This is a genomic window from Falsihalocynthiibacter arcticus (assembly GCF_000812665.2).
GTDB classification, from domain to species: domain Bacteria; phylum Pseudomonadota; class Alphaproteobacteria; order Rhodobacterales; family Rhodobacteraceae; genus Falsihalocynthiibacter; species Falsihalocynthiibacter arcticus.
This window is the reverse complement of the sequence record NZ_CP014327.1, coordinates 4,294,931-4,310,138: the sequence shown is the minus strand read 5'-3', so window position 1 is coordinate 4,310,138 and position 15,208 is coordinate 4,294,931. Positions and strand designations below refer to the sequence as shown.

Below are 15,208 nucleotides of genomic sequence, written 5' to 3'. Positions count from 1 at the left end.
TTACCACTTTTTGCGCAAAGCGCGAGGGGGGCCCACATTTTTCTGCGGGGTCGTTTGAAACTGCGCCACGCTTTAGATAGCGAGGTATTCCGCGCGCAATTTCTCGTTGTTTAGGACCTCGTCGGCAAGGCCGTCAAAAACGACTGTTCCCGTATCTAAAATGACCGCACGATCTGCAAGTTTTAGCGCACGAATGGCATTTTGTTCAACGATCACGGTGGTGATGCCTTGCGCTTTGATGATGTTGAGGGTTTTCTCAATCTCGTCAACGATGACAGGCGCAAGTCCTTCATAGGGCTCATCTAGCAACAAAACCTTGATATCGCGGGCAAGGGCGCGGGCGATGGCGAGCATTTGTTGCTCACCGCCCGAAAGCGTGACGCCTTCCTGCTTGCGACGTTCGCCGAGGCGCGGGAACAACTCATAGAGGCGCTCAAGCGACCAACCAATAGGCTCGGCAATCTGCGCAAGTTGCAGATTCTCTTCAACCGTAAGACCTTGAATAATACGGCGATCCTCGGGAACTAGGGCCAAGCCTGCACGCGACGCTTCATGCGCCTTCATTTTATGCAAATTTTGATGGTCGAGCCAGATTTCACCATGGGTAAGCATCGGATCATCGAGACGTGCCAGAGCCCGTAAGGTTGAGGTTTTACCCGCACCATTGCGGCCGAGAAGGGCAAGGATTTCGCCTTCATGCACGTTAAAACTCACCCCTTGGACGATGTAGCTCTCGCCATAGTAAGCATGTAAATCCCAGACGGAGAAAAAGGCCGGAGCCGTGGCGGCGTGGTTTGCGTTTTTCGCGAGAGCCATGTGGGCCTCCTATTCCTGAGTTTCGCCGAGGTAAGCTTCTTTTACCTTGGGGTGACCCTTGATGTTTTCGGGGGTGTCTTCGACCAATGGAGTGCCTTGGGCGAGAACGGTGATGCGTTCCGCGAGCGAGAAGACCACATGCATGTCGTGCTCAATGATGGCCATAGTAATGTCGCGGCTATCTTTGATTTCCTTGAGCAGGTCGATGGTATTATTGGTATCGGCGCGCGCCATGCCAGCCGTTGGTTCGTCTAACAGCAACAGGCGCGGTTCTTGGACCAAGCACATGGCCATCTCAAGGCGTCGCTTATCCCCGCGAGAGAGGGAGCTTGCTGTCATGTGCAGTTTGTCTTGCATATTCACATCGAGCAACATTTTTTCTGCTTGCTCGTTGATGTCCACTTCGTTTTCAACGGTTTCCAATGCGTGCAAGCGGTAGGACCCGTCACGTTTTGCAAAGCAGGGGATCAGAACGTTTTCCAAAACCGTGAGGTCGGCAAAAATCTCGGGTGTTTGGAACACACGGGAAATGCCCATCTGATTGATTTCATGCGGCTTACGCCCCAAAACAGATTGGCCGTCGAACATCACTGAACCCGTATCGGGAATGAGTTTGCCAACCAAAACGTTGAGGAGGGTGGATTTACCGGCCCCGTTTGGGCCGATAATTGCATGAACGGTGTTTTCAGCAATGCTGAGGTTGACGTCTCCGAGTGCCTGGAGCCCCCCAAACCGCTTGCCGACGTTTTTTACTTCTAGAATACCCATGTTCGTATCCTTTCTTATTCGGCCACGTGAGGAGTGGGTTTCGGGGCATGCGTTTTGTTAGAGTTTGGATCCCCCCCGCCACTGCGCTTGTTTTTAATCCATTTCGTGATGCGTTGTCCGCCTTCCATCAGGCCTCCTGGCAGGAAGATCACGACGAGCATAAAGAGCGCGCCAAGGGTCAGGTGCCAGCCTTTGCCAACGAAGGGGTGGATCAGCGTCACAAGGAGGTTTTCCAGACCATCAGGTAGGAAATTAAACCAACCGTGCAAAACCGTATCGTTGATTTTTGAGAAGATGTTCTCGAAATACTTGATGAAGCCAGCCCCAAGGACAGGGCCCATCAATGTACCTGCACCGCCGAGAATGGTCATGATGACAACCTCGCCAGAAGCGGTCCATTGCATTCGTTCGGCGCCCGCGAGGGGATCCATCGAGGCCAGTAAACCACCCGCCAAACCTGCGTACATACCCGAGATCACGAAAGCGGCCAAAGTGTAGGGACGCGCATTCAAACCAGTATAGCTCATGCGTGTTTGGTTGGTTTTAACCGCGCGCAGCATCAGCCCAAAAGGGGAGCGGAAGATGCGCAGGCTGATGTAGAAGGCAATCACTGCAATCACGCCACAGAAGTAGTAGCCAACGTTGAAGGTGAACACGTGTCCAAGGACTTCCCATTTGGCGGAACTGTTCATCGAAAGGCCAAAGAGATTGGTCGTTGGAAGCGACCCCGAGGTATTTTTCGCCATAAGGATTCGAGGGTCGTCGAGCGCCAATTGCAAACCAGTTTCCCCGTTTGTGATGGGTGTAAGCACCGAATAGGCGAGATTGAAGCTCATCTGTGCCAAGGCAAGGGTGAGGATTGAGAAGTAGATCCCAGACCGGCGCAGAGACACATATCCGATCACAAGAGCAAAGAGGCCCGAAACAACAATCGCCAAGATAATTCCGGGAATGACGTTTACGGTGAGGAGTTTCATCATCCAGACCGCGGAGTAGGAGCCCACGCCCAGAAAGGCCGCATGCCCAAAGGAGAGGTATCCCGTAAGACCAAAGAGGATGTTAAACCCGATCGCAAAAATACCATAGATCGCAAAGCGTTGCATGAGATCAGGGTAGCCCGCGTTGAACTGAGCAAGGCCCGAGTTTTCGGCGAAAGGTTGCGTGAGAAACGGCGTCAGCATGGTCAAAGCGATCACGATCAGCAGAAATTTGGTGTCTTTTTTGTTGAGACCTAGCATGATTATTCCTCCATCACACCTTTGCGGCCCATAAGTCCGCGAGGACGGGTGAGCAGAATGATAATTGCAACCAGATAGATGATGATCTGGTCAATTCCAGGGATGATGTCTTTGATCCAATTCATGGAAGCAAAGCTCTCAAGTATCCCAAGCATGAAGCCCGCAAGCACGGCACCGGGCAGACTGCCCATACCGCCAACAACCACCACAACAAAGCTGAGCACGAGGAAGTCCATCCCCATATGGTAGTTGGGCGAGTTGATTGGCGTATACATCGCACCAGCAACCCCCGCGACGGCGGCCGCAATCCCGAACATAAACGTAAAGCGTTTGTCGATGTCGATGCCGAGGAGGCCGACTGTTTCGCGGTCAGCCATTCCGGCGCGCACAACCATCCCGAAGGTGGTGAACTGCAGGAAGCTAAAAACTGCACCAATCACGACGAGAGAAAAGCTGAAGTAAACCATGCGCCAGTAGGGGTAGATGATTTTATTCGCATCCATCCCGAGGGCCAAACCAAAGTCGAATGAACCTTTAAAGATATCAGGGGCCGGTGTGGGAATGGGGTTTGCGCCAAAGATAGCTTTAATGATTTCTTGAAGAACAATCGCCAACCCGAAGGTCACGAGGATTTGGTCTGCGTGGGGGCGTTTGTAGAAATGTTTGATCAACCCGCGCTCCATAACGAAGCCGACAAGGATCATGAAAGGTATTGCAAGGAGGAGGGAAAGTGGGACCGCCCAGTCGATGATGGCTGCACCCGTTTCGGGGCCGAACCATGCTTCAACATAAGGGGTCTTAATTTCGGTGGGATTGCCGAGAAAATCCAATTTTGTCTCGTCCAACTTGACGGATGACAAACTTAGGAGTCTGCTAAAGGTGACGGCACAAAATGAGCCAAGCATGAACAGCGCACCGTGGGCAAAATTGACCACCCCCAACGTGCCGAAAATTAGAGTTAGACCCAAAGCGATCAGCGCATAAGCGGATCCTTTGTCCAACCCATTCAAAATTTGAAGAAGGAGCGTGTCCATTATCCCCACCCGATTTTTTTATGATTTGGGGCGCCTACGTTTGTAGGGCCAAGGGGGTTGGGCGCAACGCATGCGCCCAACCATTGTTAATCAAGTCTTAAGCGCCTGGGTTACATTGACCCAAAGCACCCCCCGCAAACATTGGGTTATCCGGCGCATAGGTAACTTGCTCGGTTGGTGTAACCTCGACGATTTCCACCAAATCGAACTCATTCTCTGGGTTCTCTTTTCCGCGCACAACGACAACGTCCTTGAAGCACTGGTGGTCAGCAGCACGGTAGAGTGTTGGGCCGTTGCCCAGACCGTCAAACTCAAAGCCTTCGAGAGCTTCGACGATACCGCATGGGTTGAAAGTACCCGCACGTTGTGCCGCATCTGCATAGAGCAAGGTCTGTGCATAGCAGGTCTGCGCTGCCTGTGACGGCGGGAATCCGTATTTGGCGCCGAAGGACTGAACGAACGCGTTGGTGCCAGTATAGCGAGCACCCATCTGGTTCTCCAGTTTCCAGTCCCAGTTCTGAGAACCAACGATACCGGCAATATTGGCGCCTGCGCCTTTGGCCATAAGCTCGGAATACAGTGGCACGACAATCTCGAAATTCTTGCCGTTGACCATCTTGTCACGCAGGCCAAACTGCACAGCGTTGGTCAGCGAGTTGACCATGTTTCCGCCGTAGTGGTTCAGGACCAGAACATCGGCGCCGGAATTCAGAACCGGGGCGATGTACGAGCTAAAGTCGGTCGCAGCAAGTGGTGTGCGAACGTCATTGATCGTGGTCCAACCCATCGCTTCAGTCGCCGCTTGGATCGATTCTTGCTGTGTCCAACCCCATGTATAGTCAGCAGTAAGGCTGTAGACATTACGATCTGTGCCATAAAGCTTGGCAAGAACCGGAGCTAGAGCCGCTGCCGACATATAGGCGTTGAAGAAGTGACGGAAGCCATTGGCCTTTTTGTCTTTGCCAGTCGTATCATTCGAGTGGGTCAAGCCCGCCATAAAGATAACGCCAGCTTCTTGACATAGGCCTTGAACTGCAACAGCCACGCCCGAAGACGATCCGCCAGTGATCATCACTGCGCCGTCTTTTTCGATCATCGATTTCGCAGAAGCGCGCGCCGCATCGGATTTGGTTTGTGTATCTCCCGTTACGAAATTAACTTTGTTACCCAGAATACCTGTGCCATCCAAAGTCTTGGAGCTAAAGGTACTCAGCATGCCGCCGTCGCCGCCACCGTTCAGGTGTTCAACAGCGAGATGGTAGGCGCGAAGTTCGTCAGCACCCTCGTCGGCATAAGCGCCAGTTTGGGGTACGTTAAAACCAAGCGTTACGCCACTGCCGTCAGGGGCATTGGTATAGGCCGCTGCGGACGACGCTGTGAAAATCGTGGGAACAGCAAGACCAGCGCCAGCGATGGCACTGGTTTTAAGTAAACCACGACGAGTGAGTAAATTGGACATTCATATCCTCCCGATTGAATTAAGTCACATATGCCTCCTCCGCATATGCCACTCGCCCTTTACAGAACATGAACAGTATTCGTCTGGGTTCGAAAATTTCGCAACAACAGCTTTTAAACAAAGAATATTTTTGTAAAGATATAGACATAAAAGGAGATTAATGTGTAAAATTATTAACAAGCAGGTGCAGAAAAATACTGCATTTATTGCGGTTTTCGGGGGAGTCAGCATGACGTCACAGCAATTGACAGGCCATAGAATTCGAGATCGAAGGGTCGCCGTGGGGCGAAAACAGGGGGATTTGGCCACGCAAGTCGGCATTTCGCCGTCCTACCTTAATTTGATTGAACACAATCGTCGCAGAATCGGCGGCAAACTGTTGATGGATATCGCACGGGCCTTGGCGGTTGACGCGTCGGCCCTTTCTGAGGGCACAGAAGCCACCCTTTTGGCCCGCCTGCTTTCGGCCGCGGCCAGCCAAATGGCGAGTGCCGCCGAAATCGACCAAATAGAGGGGTTCGCCGCGCGGTTTCCGGGGTGGGCGGCGCTGTTGGCCAGTCAAACACAACGGGTTTCTGCGTTGGAGCGCCAAGTCGAGGCCCTGACGGATCGGCTTGCACATGATCCTATTCTCTCGGGGGCGCTGCATGAAGTTCTCTCAACCGTGACTGCTATCCGTTCCACTGCGGCTATTCTGGCCGATCCGCAAGACATGGAGCAGGCGTGGCGCACACGTTTTCAGCGCAACCTCTATGAGGATTCCGTACGTTTGGCCGAGTCTTCGCAGGCGTTGGTGACGTATCTTGATCGCGATGAGGCGGCTTCCTCACAGGCGGGGACTCCTATCGACGTTTTGGAGGCATATTTACGAGAGCATAGCTTTCATCTTCCTGCGCTAGAGGTTGGCGATGCGGATATTCTCAATCTTGTCATTGCAGCAGGAATTGAAGGCGATGCCGCTCAAGAGGCTGCGCGCCAGTATTTCACACGCTATGTGCAAGACGCTGCGGCAATGCCATTGGGAGCGTTTCAGCAGGAGGCCATCCGAGTACAATACGACCCCGCAAAGCTGGCCTGCGCGTTTTCCACCAGCATACCCGCTGCCATGCGGCGCCTCGTGACCCTCCCTGTCGAAACGGAAAACGCGGCCATTGGCCTTGCTATTTGTGACGGCACGGGGGCTTTGGTGTTGAGGCACGCAATCGGCGGATTTCCTTTACCAAGGTTTGGGGGGGCGCATCCGGAATGGCCTCTGTATCAAGCCCTGAGCTGTCCAAATTTGCCCGTGCGGCGCCATGTTCAACAGGGGCAGGGCAGTTCTGCGCGCCAGTTCCTCGTCTATGCAATCTGTCAGTCGGTCGCGCCTCTTTCGTTTGATGTGCCACCGCAACTAGAGGCAACAATGTTGATTTTACCCGCAGCGCTTGTGCCGGATATTATTGGGACCACGCCCGATCTTTTCCTGTCAAACGCGCCTGTAACCCGTATCTAACCGGTTTTGCGATTGCGTTGCATCAAAGTTGCTTTTGACATGAGGTGAGAGTATCGAAATAATCAGGGCACGTAAAATGGGAGGTGGAGGCCTCCTGACAGGGGTTTTCGAACTGGCTGTCGAAAGGGGAGGGATAGATGGGCAAACATGTCCTATTGATTGAAGATGAACCGAATATTGTCGAGGCGATCCGTTTTATTCTGGCGCGTGATGGCTGGCGGGTGGATACCCATGCGGATGGACGCTCGGCGGTGAATGCGGTTCTTGATGTCGCACCCGATGTGGTGATTTTGGACGTTATGCTGCCTCATAAAAGCGGGTTTGACATCCTGAAGGAGCTGCGCGAAATCGAAGCTACCGCGACGTTGCCCGTGTTGATGCTTACAGCACGCGGCCAAACCAAAGACCGCGCATTGGCCGAGAGTTACGGGGTGAGCCATTTTATGACCAAGCCCTTCTCCAACGCCGAAGTCCTTGAAATTATGCAAACACTTTGCCCCGCATGAACGAACGACCGCGCCCCCTCTTTGTGGCACATGCCACCTATCGGGCGCGTCGAACTATGGACGCGGCCCGACTTTTGCCGCTGTTGGGCGTCATTCTTCTTGTCGGCGTTCTGACCTTGATCCGCAGTAATGGCTCCGATGACGGGATCTCTGGGTCGGTGCTGTTTATGTTTGGGGTGTGGGTCGTTTTGATTGCGCTGGCGGCGCTTTTGGCCCAGCCGTTGCACCGTATCGGGCGCAAAGAGTATAAAGCGTCCAAGTCGGACCAAGAGGCCTAGAGATGGTCCCGTTTAATGCGCTAATTGCCGTCTGCCTTACCTATGTTGTCGCCCTGTTTCTCATCGCCTTTTTCGCCGAAAAACGCGCAGCGGCAGGGAAGCTTGGCTGGCTACAATCCCCGCTGGTCTATACGCTATCCCTATCGATTTATTGTACTGCTTGGACCTTCTATGGTGCCGTTGGATATGCGGCGCGCTCAGGGCTTGAGTTCGCGACAATTTACATCGGCCCCACGATTGTGATGATCGGGTGGTGGTGGTTTGTCCGAAAACTGGTGCGAGTTGGGAAAATGCAGAGGATCACTTCCATTGCCGATCTTATTTCTTCGCGTTTTGGGAAGTCGACGTCGCTTGGTGTTATTGTCACTTTGATGGCGGTCGTCGGGTCCACGCCCTATATTGCCTTGCAGCTTCAATCGGTTACGCTATCATTTTCGGTTTTTGCGGCGCATAGCGCCCAAGGTGCCGATATGGATTTGAACGCCACCGCACTTTGGGTGGCGATCGGGCTTGCGGTCTTTACGGTCTTGTTTGGGACGCGCAATCTGGACGCCAATGAGCGCCATCACGGCGTGGTGACGGCCATCGCAGTTGAAGCGGTTGTGAAACTTGTCGCGCTCTTGTCCGTCGGTATATTTGTGGTCTGGGGCGTGGCGGATGGCATGGGGGATACGCTGGCGCGCATTGACGCTTCGCCGCTTTCGGACATCCCCCCAACACCAGCCGGTGGATCAGTTTGACGTTCCTTTCGGCGGCTGCATTCATCTGTTTGCCGCGCATGTTCCAAGTTATGGTGGTAGAAAACTCCGACGAACGCCATGTGGCTACGGCGAGCTGGGCTTTCCCACTGTATTTGTTTTTGATGAGCCTCTTCGTGCTCCCAATCGCTGTTGTTGGCCTCGAACTTTTGCCTGGAAATAACCCCGATCTATTCGTTCTCAGCCTGCCACTGTCAATGAACCAAAACGGCCTTGCGATGTTGTCTTTCCTTGGCGGCTTTTCCTCGGCCACCTCGATGGTAGTTGTTGCGGCGATTGCCCTGTCGACGATGGTGTCAAACCACATTGTAATGCCACTTTGGCTCTCCAAAAACCAAAGCGGTGCGACGGTTTCGGGCGATGTGCGGCGTGTTATTTTGCTTGCGCGTCGTACATCAATCGCTGGCATTTTGGGGCTTGGTTATATCTATTATCGTTTCTCAGGCGGCGGCGCGGCGCTCGCGGCCATTGGGTTGATCAGTTTTGCGGGGGTAGCACAGTTTTTGCCCGCTCTCGTTGGCGGCATGTTCTGGCGCGGTGCAACTCGGATTGGGGCCATCGCGGGCCTGCTGACGGGGTTTGCGGTTTGGGCCTATGCGTTGTTTTTACCAAGCCTCGGTGCCAATGGTCTTATGAGTGCCTCTGTTATGGAGTACGGCCCTTTCGGGATGAGTTGGCTTGCGCCGCAATCATTGTTTGGAATCAAAGGCTTGGATCCAGTAGTTCATGCGGTGATTTGGTCAATGTTCCTGAACACTCTGGCGTTCTGCACGACTTCTTTGCTGAGTTTTCCCTCGCCGTTAGAGCGACTGCAAGGCGCACAAATTGTCAACGCATTTGAGCATTCTACGACCGCGCAAGGGTGGCGGGGGCATGGCGGTGAAGCAGAAGATCTTCTAGTAATGTCGCAGCGTATTCTGGGGGCGGATCAGGCGCAAAAAGTATTCTTTCAGGCGGCGAAATCGCAAGGGAAACAGGGGTATCTGCCCGATACTTCACCAGATTTCCTCAGTCGAATTGAGCGCGAATTGGCCGGATCGGTTGGCGCTGCGACCGCGCATGCTATGGTTGGGCAGATTGTCGGCGGGGCCGCAGTTTCGGTTGAGGATTTGATGGCGGTGGCCGATGAAACTGCGCAAATGTTAGAGTACTCAAATCAGCTTGAGAATAAAACCGCAGAGCTTGGACGTACGGCGCTTCAATTGCGCGAAGTAAATGAAAAACTGACTGAATTGTCGATCCAGAAAGATGCATTCTTGAGCCAGATCAGCCACGAGTTGCGCACCCCTATGACCAGCATTCGTGCCTTCTCGGAGATTCTGCGCGAGGACGGAGAAATGACGGATTCCGAGCGTAAAAAATATTCGAGCATTATCCATGACGAGACCCAACGCTTGACGCGGCTTTTGGACGATTTACTGGATATTTCGGTACTGGAAAACGGGCAAGTCAGCTTGAATGCACAGGACGCTATATTGGGGACGCTGCTTGATCGCGCGGTCTCGGCAAGTATTTCGCATGATGCGCATCCGATCACAGTAATACGGGATACAGGGCGTGAAATGGTTCCGCTGCGGACCGACAGCGATCGCTTAACGCAGGTCTTTATCAATCTGATTTCAAACGCACAAAAATACTGTGACGCCGAAAATCCTGTGCTGCGTATTCACGTGCGAACGCCAAAGCCGGACGGGCAGATTGAGATTATTTTTGGTGATAATGGCTCAGGGATTTCCAACAAAAACCAAGGGCTCATTTTTGAAAAATTCTCCCGTCTTGGGGATCAGGCTGCTGCGGGGGGGCAGGACTTGGCCTTGCGATTTGCCGTGAGATCATGATCAATCTTGGCGGCGCAGTGAGCTATTTACCAGGGCAGAGTGGCGCGGCGTTCCGCGTTTCATTCCCGAGTAAACTGCCTGACCGCAAAGTAACCCATGCGATGTTGGACCTTCCAAGCGAGGAAATCGCGCTCTAAGGGTTAATTTTTGCGAAGCCGTGGCCACTAGTAACGAATTCTCAACCATGTTTGCCCAAAAACAGAGGGTATGCCATTGGGAATTCAAGGAATATGACTGCCGACGCGGTTCAATCAGTACTAAAACGTTTGATGGAGCGGGTCGGGGAGAGCCCCGACCTGTCGTTGATGACGCCCTGCAAAGCGATGCGCAATGCTCTTCCAAAGGCGGCGGATCATGCGCTGGACCTACCGTTGATCGTGTCGGATGTTTCCCTGAAAAGTCACACTCGCGAAATGTTGCTCAGTAAACTTGAGGACAACCGCCTGTACATGCTCATACAATCTACGGACGATCGTCTCGGCATTGCGATTCCGGATGCGGCTCTATTGGCGAGTCTGATTGAGATTCAAACAATAGGGGATGTCTCACCGAATCCGCCGATTGCGCGGCGCCCCACCCGTACGGATGCGTCCTTGGTAGAGCCATTTCTAGATGCCGTTCTTGCCGAATTCGTGCATCAGCTTGCGGGCAAGGAGGAACTTCCGCGGTTTCTTGGGTTTTCCTATTCCCGTGTTATCGAAAATCAGCGCCATCTGCCCCTCGTTCTGCCAGAAGACGATTATGCGTGTTTTGAGATTGCAGTGGGGTTGGGCAAGGTAGCCAAGCCTGCTTCCTTGATCCTCGCCTATCCGAGCTTGCGGGTGGATATGAAAGCATCGGAGGATGTCGGTCCCTCCAAAAAATGGACGACAAAACTCGAAGCAGGGGTGATGGGAGCCGAGGTGGAGATTGACGTGACCCTGCATACGTTCACCATGCCGTTGGACGAAGTCCCCAATCTTGTCGTTGGGTATGAAATTATGCTGCCACGCATGTCCGTGAACACCCTTAAAGTAAAAGGGAGCGATGGAAGCGTCGTCGCTCAGGGATCGTTGGGCCAGTCCAACGGTTTCCGCGCGGTGAAAATTTCGGGTGTAGATGGTGCCAAGACAACGCAGTCAAAGTCCTCGATGGCGCAAATGAATGGAAATCCGCTTGAGGCCATGGGACCCGTCGATGGGCCAATACCTGTCACCGCGACGGATGCCGTTTTGCCAATGAACACCGGAGTTCCAAAAGATTTTTCCGATATGAGTCCACCGGATGAAGTGGACGAGCCAGACGACGGATTGGACGATTTTCCATCCATGGGTGACTTGCCGCCGATGGACGATTTGCCAGACCTTGATTTCGAGATGGACGTGAGCCCAATTCAAATTGACTAGGAAAGTCTTATTTTTCGGCGAGAAGGTCGAGTTGGTTGCGCATGGCTTCAAGCTGATAGCCTGCCGCCTCGCCTGCCGCAATGATTTGGCTCGTGGAAATTTTTCCGGCACTTCCCAAGGCCCAAACGACAGTTGAGCGATTTCCCGAAGCGCAATATGCAAAACACTTGCCAGTCGCGGTTTCGATCTCACGGGCCTGAATATCGAGGATAGCTTGGGTCAATTGCCCGTGGACGACGGGGTTGATCACAAATTTCAGCCCCGCAGTTTCCACTGCTGCCTTGATTTCCGCCGCCTGTAGGGCTGGTGGAACTTCAGAATCCGGTCGGTTGCAAATGACCGTGGTAAAACCAGCATCCACCAAAGCCTGAACATCGTTTGGCTCAATCTGGGCAGAAACGGCATAGGTATCTGTAATCGTTTTAATATCCATACCGCCTCTTACCACGCGATTTAGGCGGTTTCTAGCCGAGATTTTAGCCTTGGCGCGAAAATCATTCCAAGCGTCATGAAGGCAACAAATGTGAGGCCTCCCACACCGCCAAAGCTCAAGGACGCAATCGCAGGACCAGGACAAAGACCAGCCAACCCCCAACCGGCCCCAAACAAAACCGATCCAACCACAAGGCCGCGACCAAGACGTGGTTCAGGTGGTGCAGGGAATGTGCCTCCTAATTTCGGCGTGCGCCCTTTGGAATAAGCCCATGCCACCGCCATAGGGAGGATAGCGCCGCCCATGACGAAGGCGAGCGTCGGATCCCATGATCCAAAAACGTCGAGCCAGCCAATAACACGCTGGGTGTCCGTCATCCCAGAAATCAGCAACCCTGTGCCAAACAGGCTTCCGGCGAGAAGAGCATAAAAGTTGCGCATTAGATCACTCCCAAGATGTGACGGAACAGAACGACCGTCAGGCCGCCCGCTAGGATATAAAAAACGGTTGCAACGATGCCGCGCAACGAAAGACGCGAGATACCGCAAACGCCGTGGCCCGATGTGCATCCGTTAGCGATGCGTGTGCCAGTTCCAACCAAAAGGCCCGCGGCGGCTACGATAAACAGGTTGGAGGTAACGTTGGTTTGGGAGGGGTAAACCGTGGCGGCCAAAATCGCGGGTACGATGAAAAGTCCTGCCAAAAACGCGCCGCGTTCCATGTTGCGACCTGACCCATCAATGAGACCACCAATGACACCGCTTGCGCCCATAATGCGGCCGTTCATCAACAAATATACTGCTCCAGCACACCCTATGATGAGCCCGCCAATGAGGCCCATAATCCAACTTTGATCCATTTCACGACACCTTTTCCTGTGATTCCCCGCTGGGATGAAAAGATATATAGGCAAACTTTGATATATCTCAAGGCCGAAGCGCAAAAACACTGTATACTGACAGCATTGACGTGGGGCTATTTTGGCGAATCGCGTTGAGTATGGAGGAAATATGGCTTTTGAGACCTTAAAAACGGCAATTCTGCTTTTGTTGGACGAAATTGAAAAAGCGCCAGAGGATGTGCATATATTGCAAGAATCTTTGCGGGAAAAACTGTCTGAGATGCGCGCGCTTGGTTTGCCAGTTCCCGAGGATTTGGAAGCCTTTGAACGCGCCCTGGAAGACGAGAGCGCGGAAGACTATTTCAACAATCTTCCCGTCTAAGGCGCTGACTTAGCTTAAAAAAATTCCGGCTACGACCATCATAAGGCCGAGGATTGACGTAAACAGGGCCCCCATATTCCAAGCGACAAGACCACGCAAGCGCACGCGCATCTCTTCATCGCTTAGGCCCTGTTTGCGAGCGCGCAGCGCGGAAACAATACAATAAATCAAGCCAATCAGGCCGATCAAGGATAGCACCGCGCCAGCGATAATCAGGATGTCCATTCGTTTTCTCCAAGAACAAGTGTTTTGCCGCCTAAAGGATGTCGGCATTCAGAGCAAGCCCCTTGCGGCTCTGGATTGTGTTGAGTAGCTATGGCGCAGCAAAAAGCAAAACAAACCGACGAGGGTTTTCTGATGAACGATTTTTCCAGCGATGCAACTTATCGCGTGACCGCCGACGAGCTGCGTCAATTTATTGAACGGATAGAGCGTTTGGACGCCGAGAAGAAAGACCTCGCAGAGCAGCAAAAAGAAGTCATGTCCGAAGCAAAGGGCCGTGGCTACGATACCAAAGTCCTTCGTAAAATCATTGCCCTGCGTAAGCGCGATGCGAATGATTTGGCGGAAGAAGAAGCTGTGATGGAGATGTACAAAGAAGCTTTGGGGATGACTTAAAAGCGTTTGCACGTAGTAGTGAAGGCTGCTCTTTCAAGTGCTACCTTAAACTAGCTTAAAAGTATTGCCGTCAAACTTGCCGCAAACAAGAGCGGTAGCAGGCCCGACGCGACGTAGCCCCCAAATAGCGAAGGCGCGTCGGGCCTGCGGCAGTATTGTGGTTTGCGTGTATGCTGACCTAGCCGAGCTCCCTTGAGGCTTGGATCAGCGCTTCTTCTGTCCGTTCGTGCCTTTCGTGAAGGGCTCGTAAATGAGAAAATAGCTTCCCGTTTAGGACCTCGTAAGATTGCGCCGTTTCCATAAACCAGTCTTTGTCCTCTCCCAAAACCTTGAGGTGCAACAGTACTTGGTATTTTGAGCGAGGCCGCCCTTTTGGTTTTCTGGCTTTCTCGGAAGCAGTTTTTACTGATTCTTGAGGAGGAAGTAGTTTTCGCTTCCGTGAAAGCTTGTCCAAAATGCGTGCTTCCAGCTCATTGGCCAATTGATCTAACTGGCTATCAAGTAATTGTTGCTTGTCTTCCATTTGGTCTTTCGTAACCGTTGGTTTGACCCCACATTCCCCTTGGGTGGTTAATATGCGATTCCGTCCCTTCATAAATTTGGAGGGAGTTTCTCTATGGAAGCTACGAATGAGTTTCTCACAAGGATTCCACGCAGTTCAGACGGAAAGCGACGCTGGCCTCTTGAACTGAAGGCGCGGATTGTTGCGGAAACGTTGATTGAGGGCGCGACTGTAAATGGGGTGGCCAAGCGATATGGTTTGATACCCAGCAGCGTTTCAGATTGGCGACGTATGGCGCGGACGGGTAAACTTGTTTTACCCAACTTGGATGGGATGGATTTTGTGCCCGTGCAGATTGCAAACCCTAAGGCGCTTGAAGTGCTTCCAACACGACCCATCACTTTGACCAGCGTTGAGTTGCTCAAAGGTGGAGTAACGATCCGCTTGGCCGCCGATACGCCTGCGGCCCGCATCGCTGAGATCGCGGCTGCGCTGTGATCCATCCGTCGCATGGCGTGCAGATCTTTGTCGCGACCAAACCTGTCGACTTTCGTAAAGGCCATGACGGTTTGGCCGCGCTGGTGCAGAGCCATTTGCACAAGAAGCCCTTTGATGGCGCGGTCTATGTCTTCCGTGCTAAACGGGCGGATCGCCTCAAGATGATCTGGTGGGACGGAACCGGCCTGGTCATGGCGTACAAGCGGCTTGAGCAGAATGCGTTCAAATGGCCCGCCATCAAGGATGGCGTTTTGCGGCTTGATCCGGCTCAATTTGAGACGCTGTTTGCGGGGCTCGATTGGCGTCGCGTGACTGCATTGGAGACCCGCCCACCGGCTGCGGCAGAATGACTCGGGTGGTGC

18 protein-coding genes and 1 pseudogene are annotated in these 15,208 nt (G+C 53.1%); 9 read left to right on the top strand and 10 right to left on the bottom strand.

Annotated features, from left to right (window positions below; translation table 11 throughout):
• Positions 1 to 72 precede the first annotated feature (72 nt).
• From RC74_RS21195 to RC74_RS21175, 5 genes are all read right to left on the bottom strand, one after another.
• On the bottom strand, positions 73 to 816 hold the full coding sequence (locus RC74_RS21195; RefSeq protein ID WP_039002516.1) for an ABC transporter ATP-binding protein: 744 nt from the start codon (positions 814 to 816) through the stop codon (positions 73 to 75).
• Between the two features lie 9 nt (positions 817 to 825).
• Positions 826 to 1,584: an ABC transporter ATP-binding protein gene (locus RC74_RS21190; RefSeq protein ID WP_039002515.1), complete on the bottom strand. Its 759-nt coding sequence runs from the start codon at positions 1,582 to 1,584 to the stop codon at positions 826 to 828.
• A gap of 14 nt (positions 1,585 to 1,598) precedes the next feature.
• Entirely contained in the window at positions 1,599 to 2,822 is a 1,224-nt protein-coding gene (locus tag RC74_RS21185) for a branched-chain amino acid ABC transporter permease (protein WP_039002514.1), read from the bottom strand.
• 2 nt (positions 2,823 to 2,824) lie between these two features.
• Positions 2,825 to 3,856: a branched-chain amino acid ABC transporter permease gene (locus tag RC74_RS21180; RefSeq protein ID WP_039002513.1), complete on the bottom strand. Its 1,032-nt coding sequence runs from the start codon at positions 3,854 to 3,856 to the stop codon at positions 2,825 to 2,827.
• 97 nt (positions 3,857 to 3,953) lie between these two features.
• On the bottom strand, positions 3,954 to 5,315 hold the full coding sequence (locus RC74_RS21175; protein ID WP_039002512.1) for a substrate-binding protein: 1,362 nt from the start codon (positions 5,313 to 5,315) through the stop codon (positions 3,954 to 3,956).
• A gap of 229 nt (positions 5,316 to 5,544) precedes the next feature.
• On the opposite strand from RC74_RS21175, the gene RC74_RS21170 reads away from it, so the two are divergent.
• The 5 genes and pseudogenes from RC74_RS21170 (at position 5,545) to RC74_RS21150 (ending at position 11,572) form a co-directional block, all read left to right on the top strand.
• On the top strand, positions 5,545 to 6,807 hold the full coding sequence (locus RC74_RS21170) for a helix-turn-helix domain-containing protein (RefSeq protein ID WP_169798763.1): 1,263 nt from the start codon (positions 5,545 to 5,547) through the stop codon (positions 6,805 to 6,807).
• 137 nt (positions 6,808 to 6,944) lie between these two features.
• Positions 6,945 to 7,313, top strand: a complete 369-nt coding sequence (locus tag RC74_RS21165) for a response regulator transcription factor (protein ID WP_039002511.1) — start codon at positions 6,945 to 6,947, stop codon at positions 7,311 to 7,313.
• Positions 7,310 to 7,591, top strand: a complete 282-nt coding sequence (locus RC74_RS21160) for a hypothetical protein (protein WP_052274861.1) — start codon at positions 7,310 to 7,312, stop codon at positions 7,589 to 7,591. Before RC74_RS21165 ends, RC74_RS21160 begins: the two co-directional genes overlap by 4 nt.
• 2 nt (positions 7,592 to 7,593) lie before the next feature.
• Positions 7,594 to 10,324: pseudogene (locus tag RC74_RS21155) on the top strand (ATP-binding protein).
• 93 nt (positions 10,325 to 10,417) lie between these two features.
• Positions 10,418 to 11,572 (top strand): FliM/FliN family flagellar motor switch protein, encoded by a 1,155-nt coding sequence (locus RC74_RS21150; RefSeq protein WP_039002510.1) that lies wholly within the window; start codon positions 10,418 to 10,420, stop codon positions 11,570 to 11,572.
• 7 nt (positions 11,573 to 11,579) lie between these two features.
• On the opposite strand, the gene RC74_RS21145 is transcribed toward RC74_RS21150, so the two are convergent.
• The 3 genes from RC74_RS21145 to RC74_RS21135 are packed head-to-tail and all read right to left on the bottom strand — an operon-like array spanning position 11,580 to position 12,864.
• Complete coding sequence (locus tag RC74_RS21145) at positions 11,580 to 12,005, bottom strand: protein tyrosine phosphatase family protein (protein ID WP_039002508.1); 426 nt, start codon at positions 12,003 to 12,005, stop codon at positions 11,580 to 11,582.
• Positions 12,006 to 12,025: 20 nt separating this feature from the next.
• Positions 12,026 to 12,445 carry a DUF6691 family protein gene (locus tag RC74_RS21140; protein WP_039002506.1) on the bottom strand — a complete coding sequence of 140 codons (420 nt, stop codon included), beginning with the start codon at positions 12,443 to 12,445 and terminating at the stop codon, positions 12,026 to 12,028.
• Positions 12,445 to 12,864 carry a YeeE/YedE family protein gene (locus RC74_RS21135; protein WP_039002505.1) on the bottom strand — a complete coding sequence of 140 codons (420 nt, stop codon included), beginning with the start codon at positions 12,862 to 12,864 and terminating at the stop codon, positions 12,445 to 12,447. The genes RC74_RS21140 and RC74_RS21135 overlap by 1 nt, the downstream gene beginning before the upstream one ends.
• A gap of 151 nt (positions 12,865 to 13,015) precedes the next feature.
• Between RC74_RS21135 and RC74_RS21130 the strand changes: the two genes are divergently transcribed.
• The gene (locus RC74_RS21130) at positions 13,016 to 13,228 is read left to right on the top strand and encodes a hypothetical protein (protein ID WP_039002504.1); all 213 of its coding nucleotides are present in this window, start codon (positions 13,016 to 13,018) and stop codon (positions 13,226 to 13,228) included.
• Positions 13,229 to 13,237: 9 nt separating this feature from the next.
• Here the strand turns inward: RC74_RS21130 and RC74_RS21125 are convergent, their stop codons facing one another.
• A complete protein-coding gene (locus tag RC74_RS21125) occupies positions 13,238 to 13,453 on the bottom strand; it encodes a hypothetical protein (protein WP_039002502.1) in 216 nt (71 codons plus the stop codon).
• A 132-nt stretch (positions 13,454 to 13,585) separates the two neighbouring features.
• Here RC74_RS21125 and RC74_RS21120 point away from each other — a divergent pair, with 132 nt between their 5' ends.
• Positions 13,586 to 13,846 carry a DUF2312 domain-containing protein gene (locus tag RC74_RS21120; RefSeq protein WP_039002604.1) on the top strand — a complete coding sequence of 87 codons (261 nt, stop codon included), beginning with the start codon at positions 13,586 to 13,588 and terminating at the stop codon, positions 13,844 to 13,846.
• A gap of 178 nt (positions 13,847 to 14,024) precedes the next feature.
• On the opposite strand, the gene RC74_RS21115 is transcribed toward RC74_RS21120, so the two are convergent.
• Positions 14,025 to 14,369 carry a hypothetical protein gene (locus RC74_RS21115; protein WP_156477541.1) on the bottom strand — a complete coding sequence of 115 codons (345 nt, stop codon included), beginning with the start codon at positions 14,367 to 14,369 and terminating at the stop codon, positions 14,025 to 14,027.
• Between the two features lie 93 nt (positions 14,370 to 14,462).
• On the opposite strand from RC74_RS21115, the gene RC74_RS21110 reads away from it, so the two are divergent.
• Both RC74_RS21110 and tnpB read left to right on the top strand, forming a co-directional pair.
• On the top strand, positions 14,463 to 14,846 hold the full coding sequence (locus RC74_RS21110) for a transposase (RefSeq protein ID WP_039000108.1): 384 nt from the start codon (positions 14,463 to 14,465) through the stop codon (positions 14,844 to 14,846).
• Complete coding sequence (gene tnpB / locus RC74_RS21105) at positions 14,843 to 15,196, top strand: IS66 family insertion sequence element accessory protein TnpB (protein WP_039000107.1); 354 nt, start codon at positions 14,843 to 14,845, stop codon at positions 15,194 to 15,196. Before RC74_RS21110 ends, tnpB begins: the two co-directional genes overlap by 4 nt.
• The last annotated feature ends 12 nt before the right edge of the window (positions 15,197 to 15,208 follow it).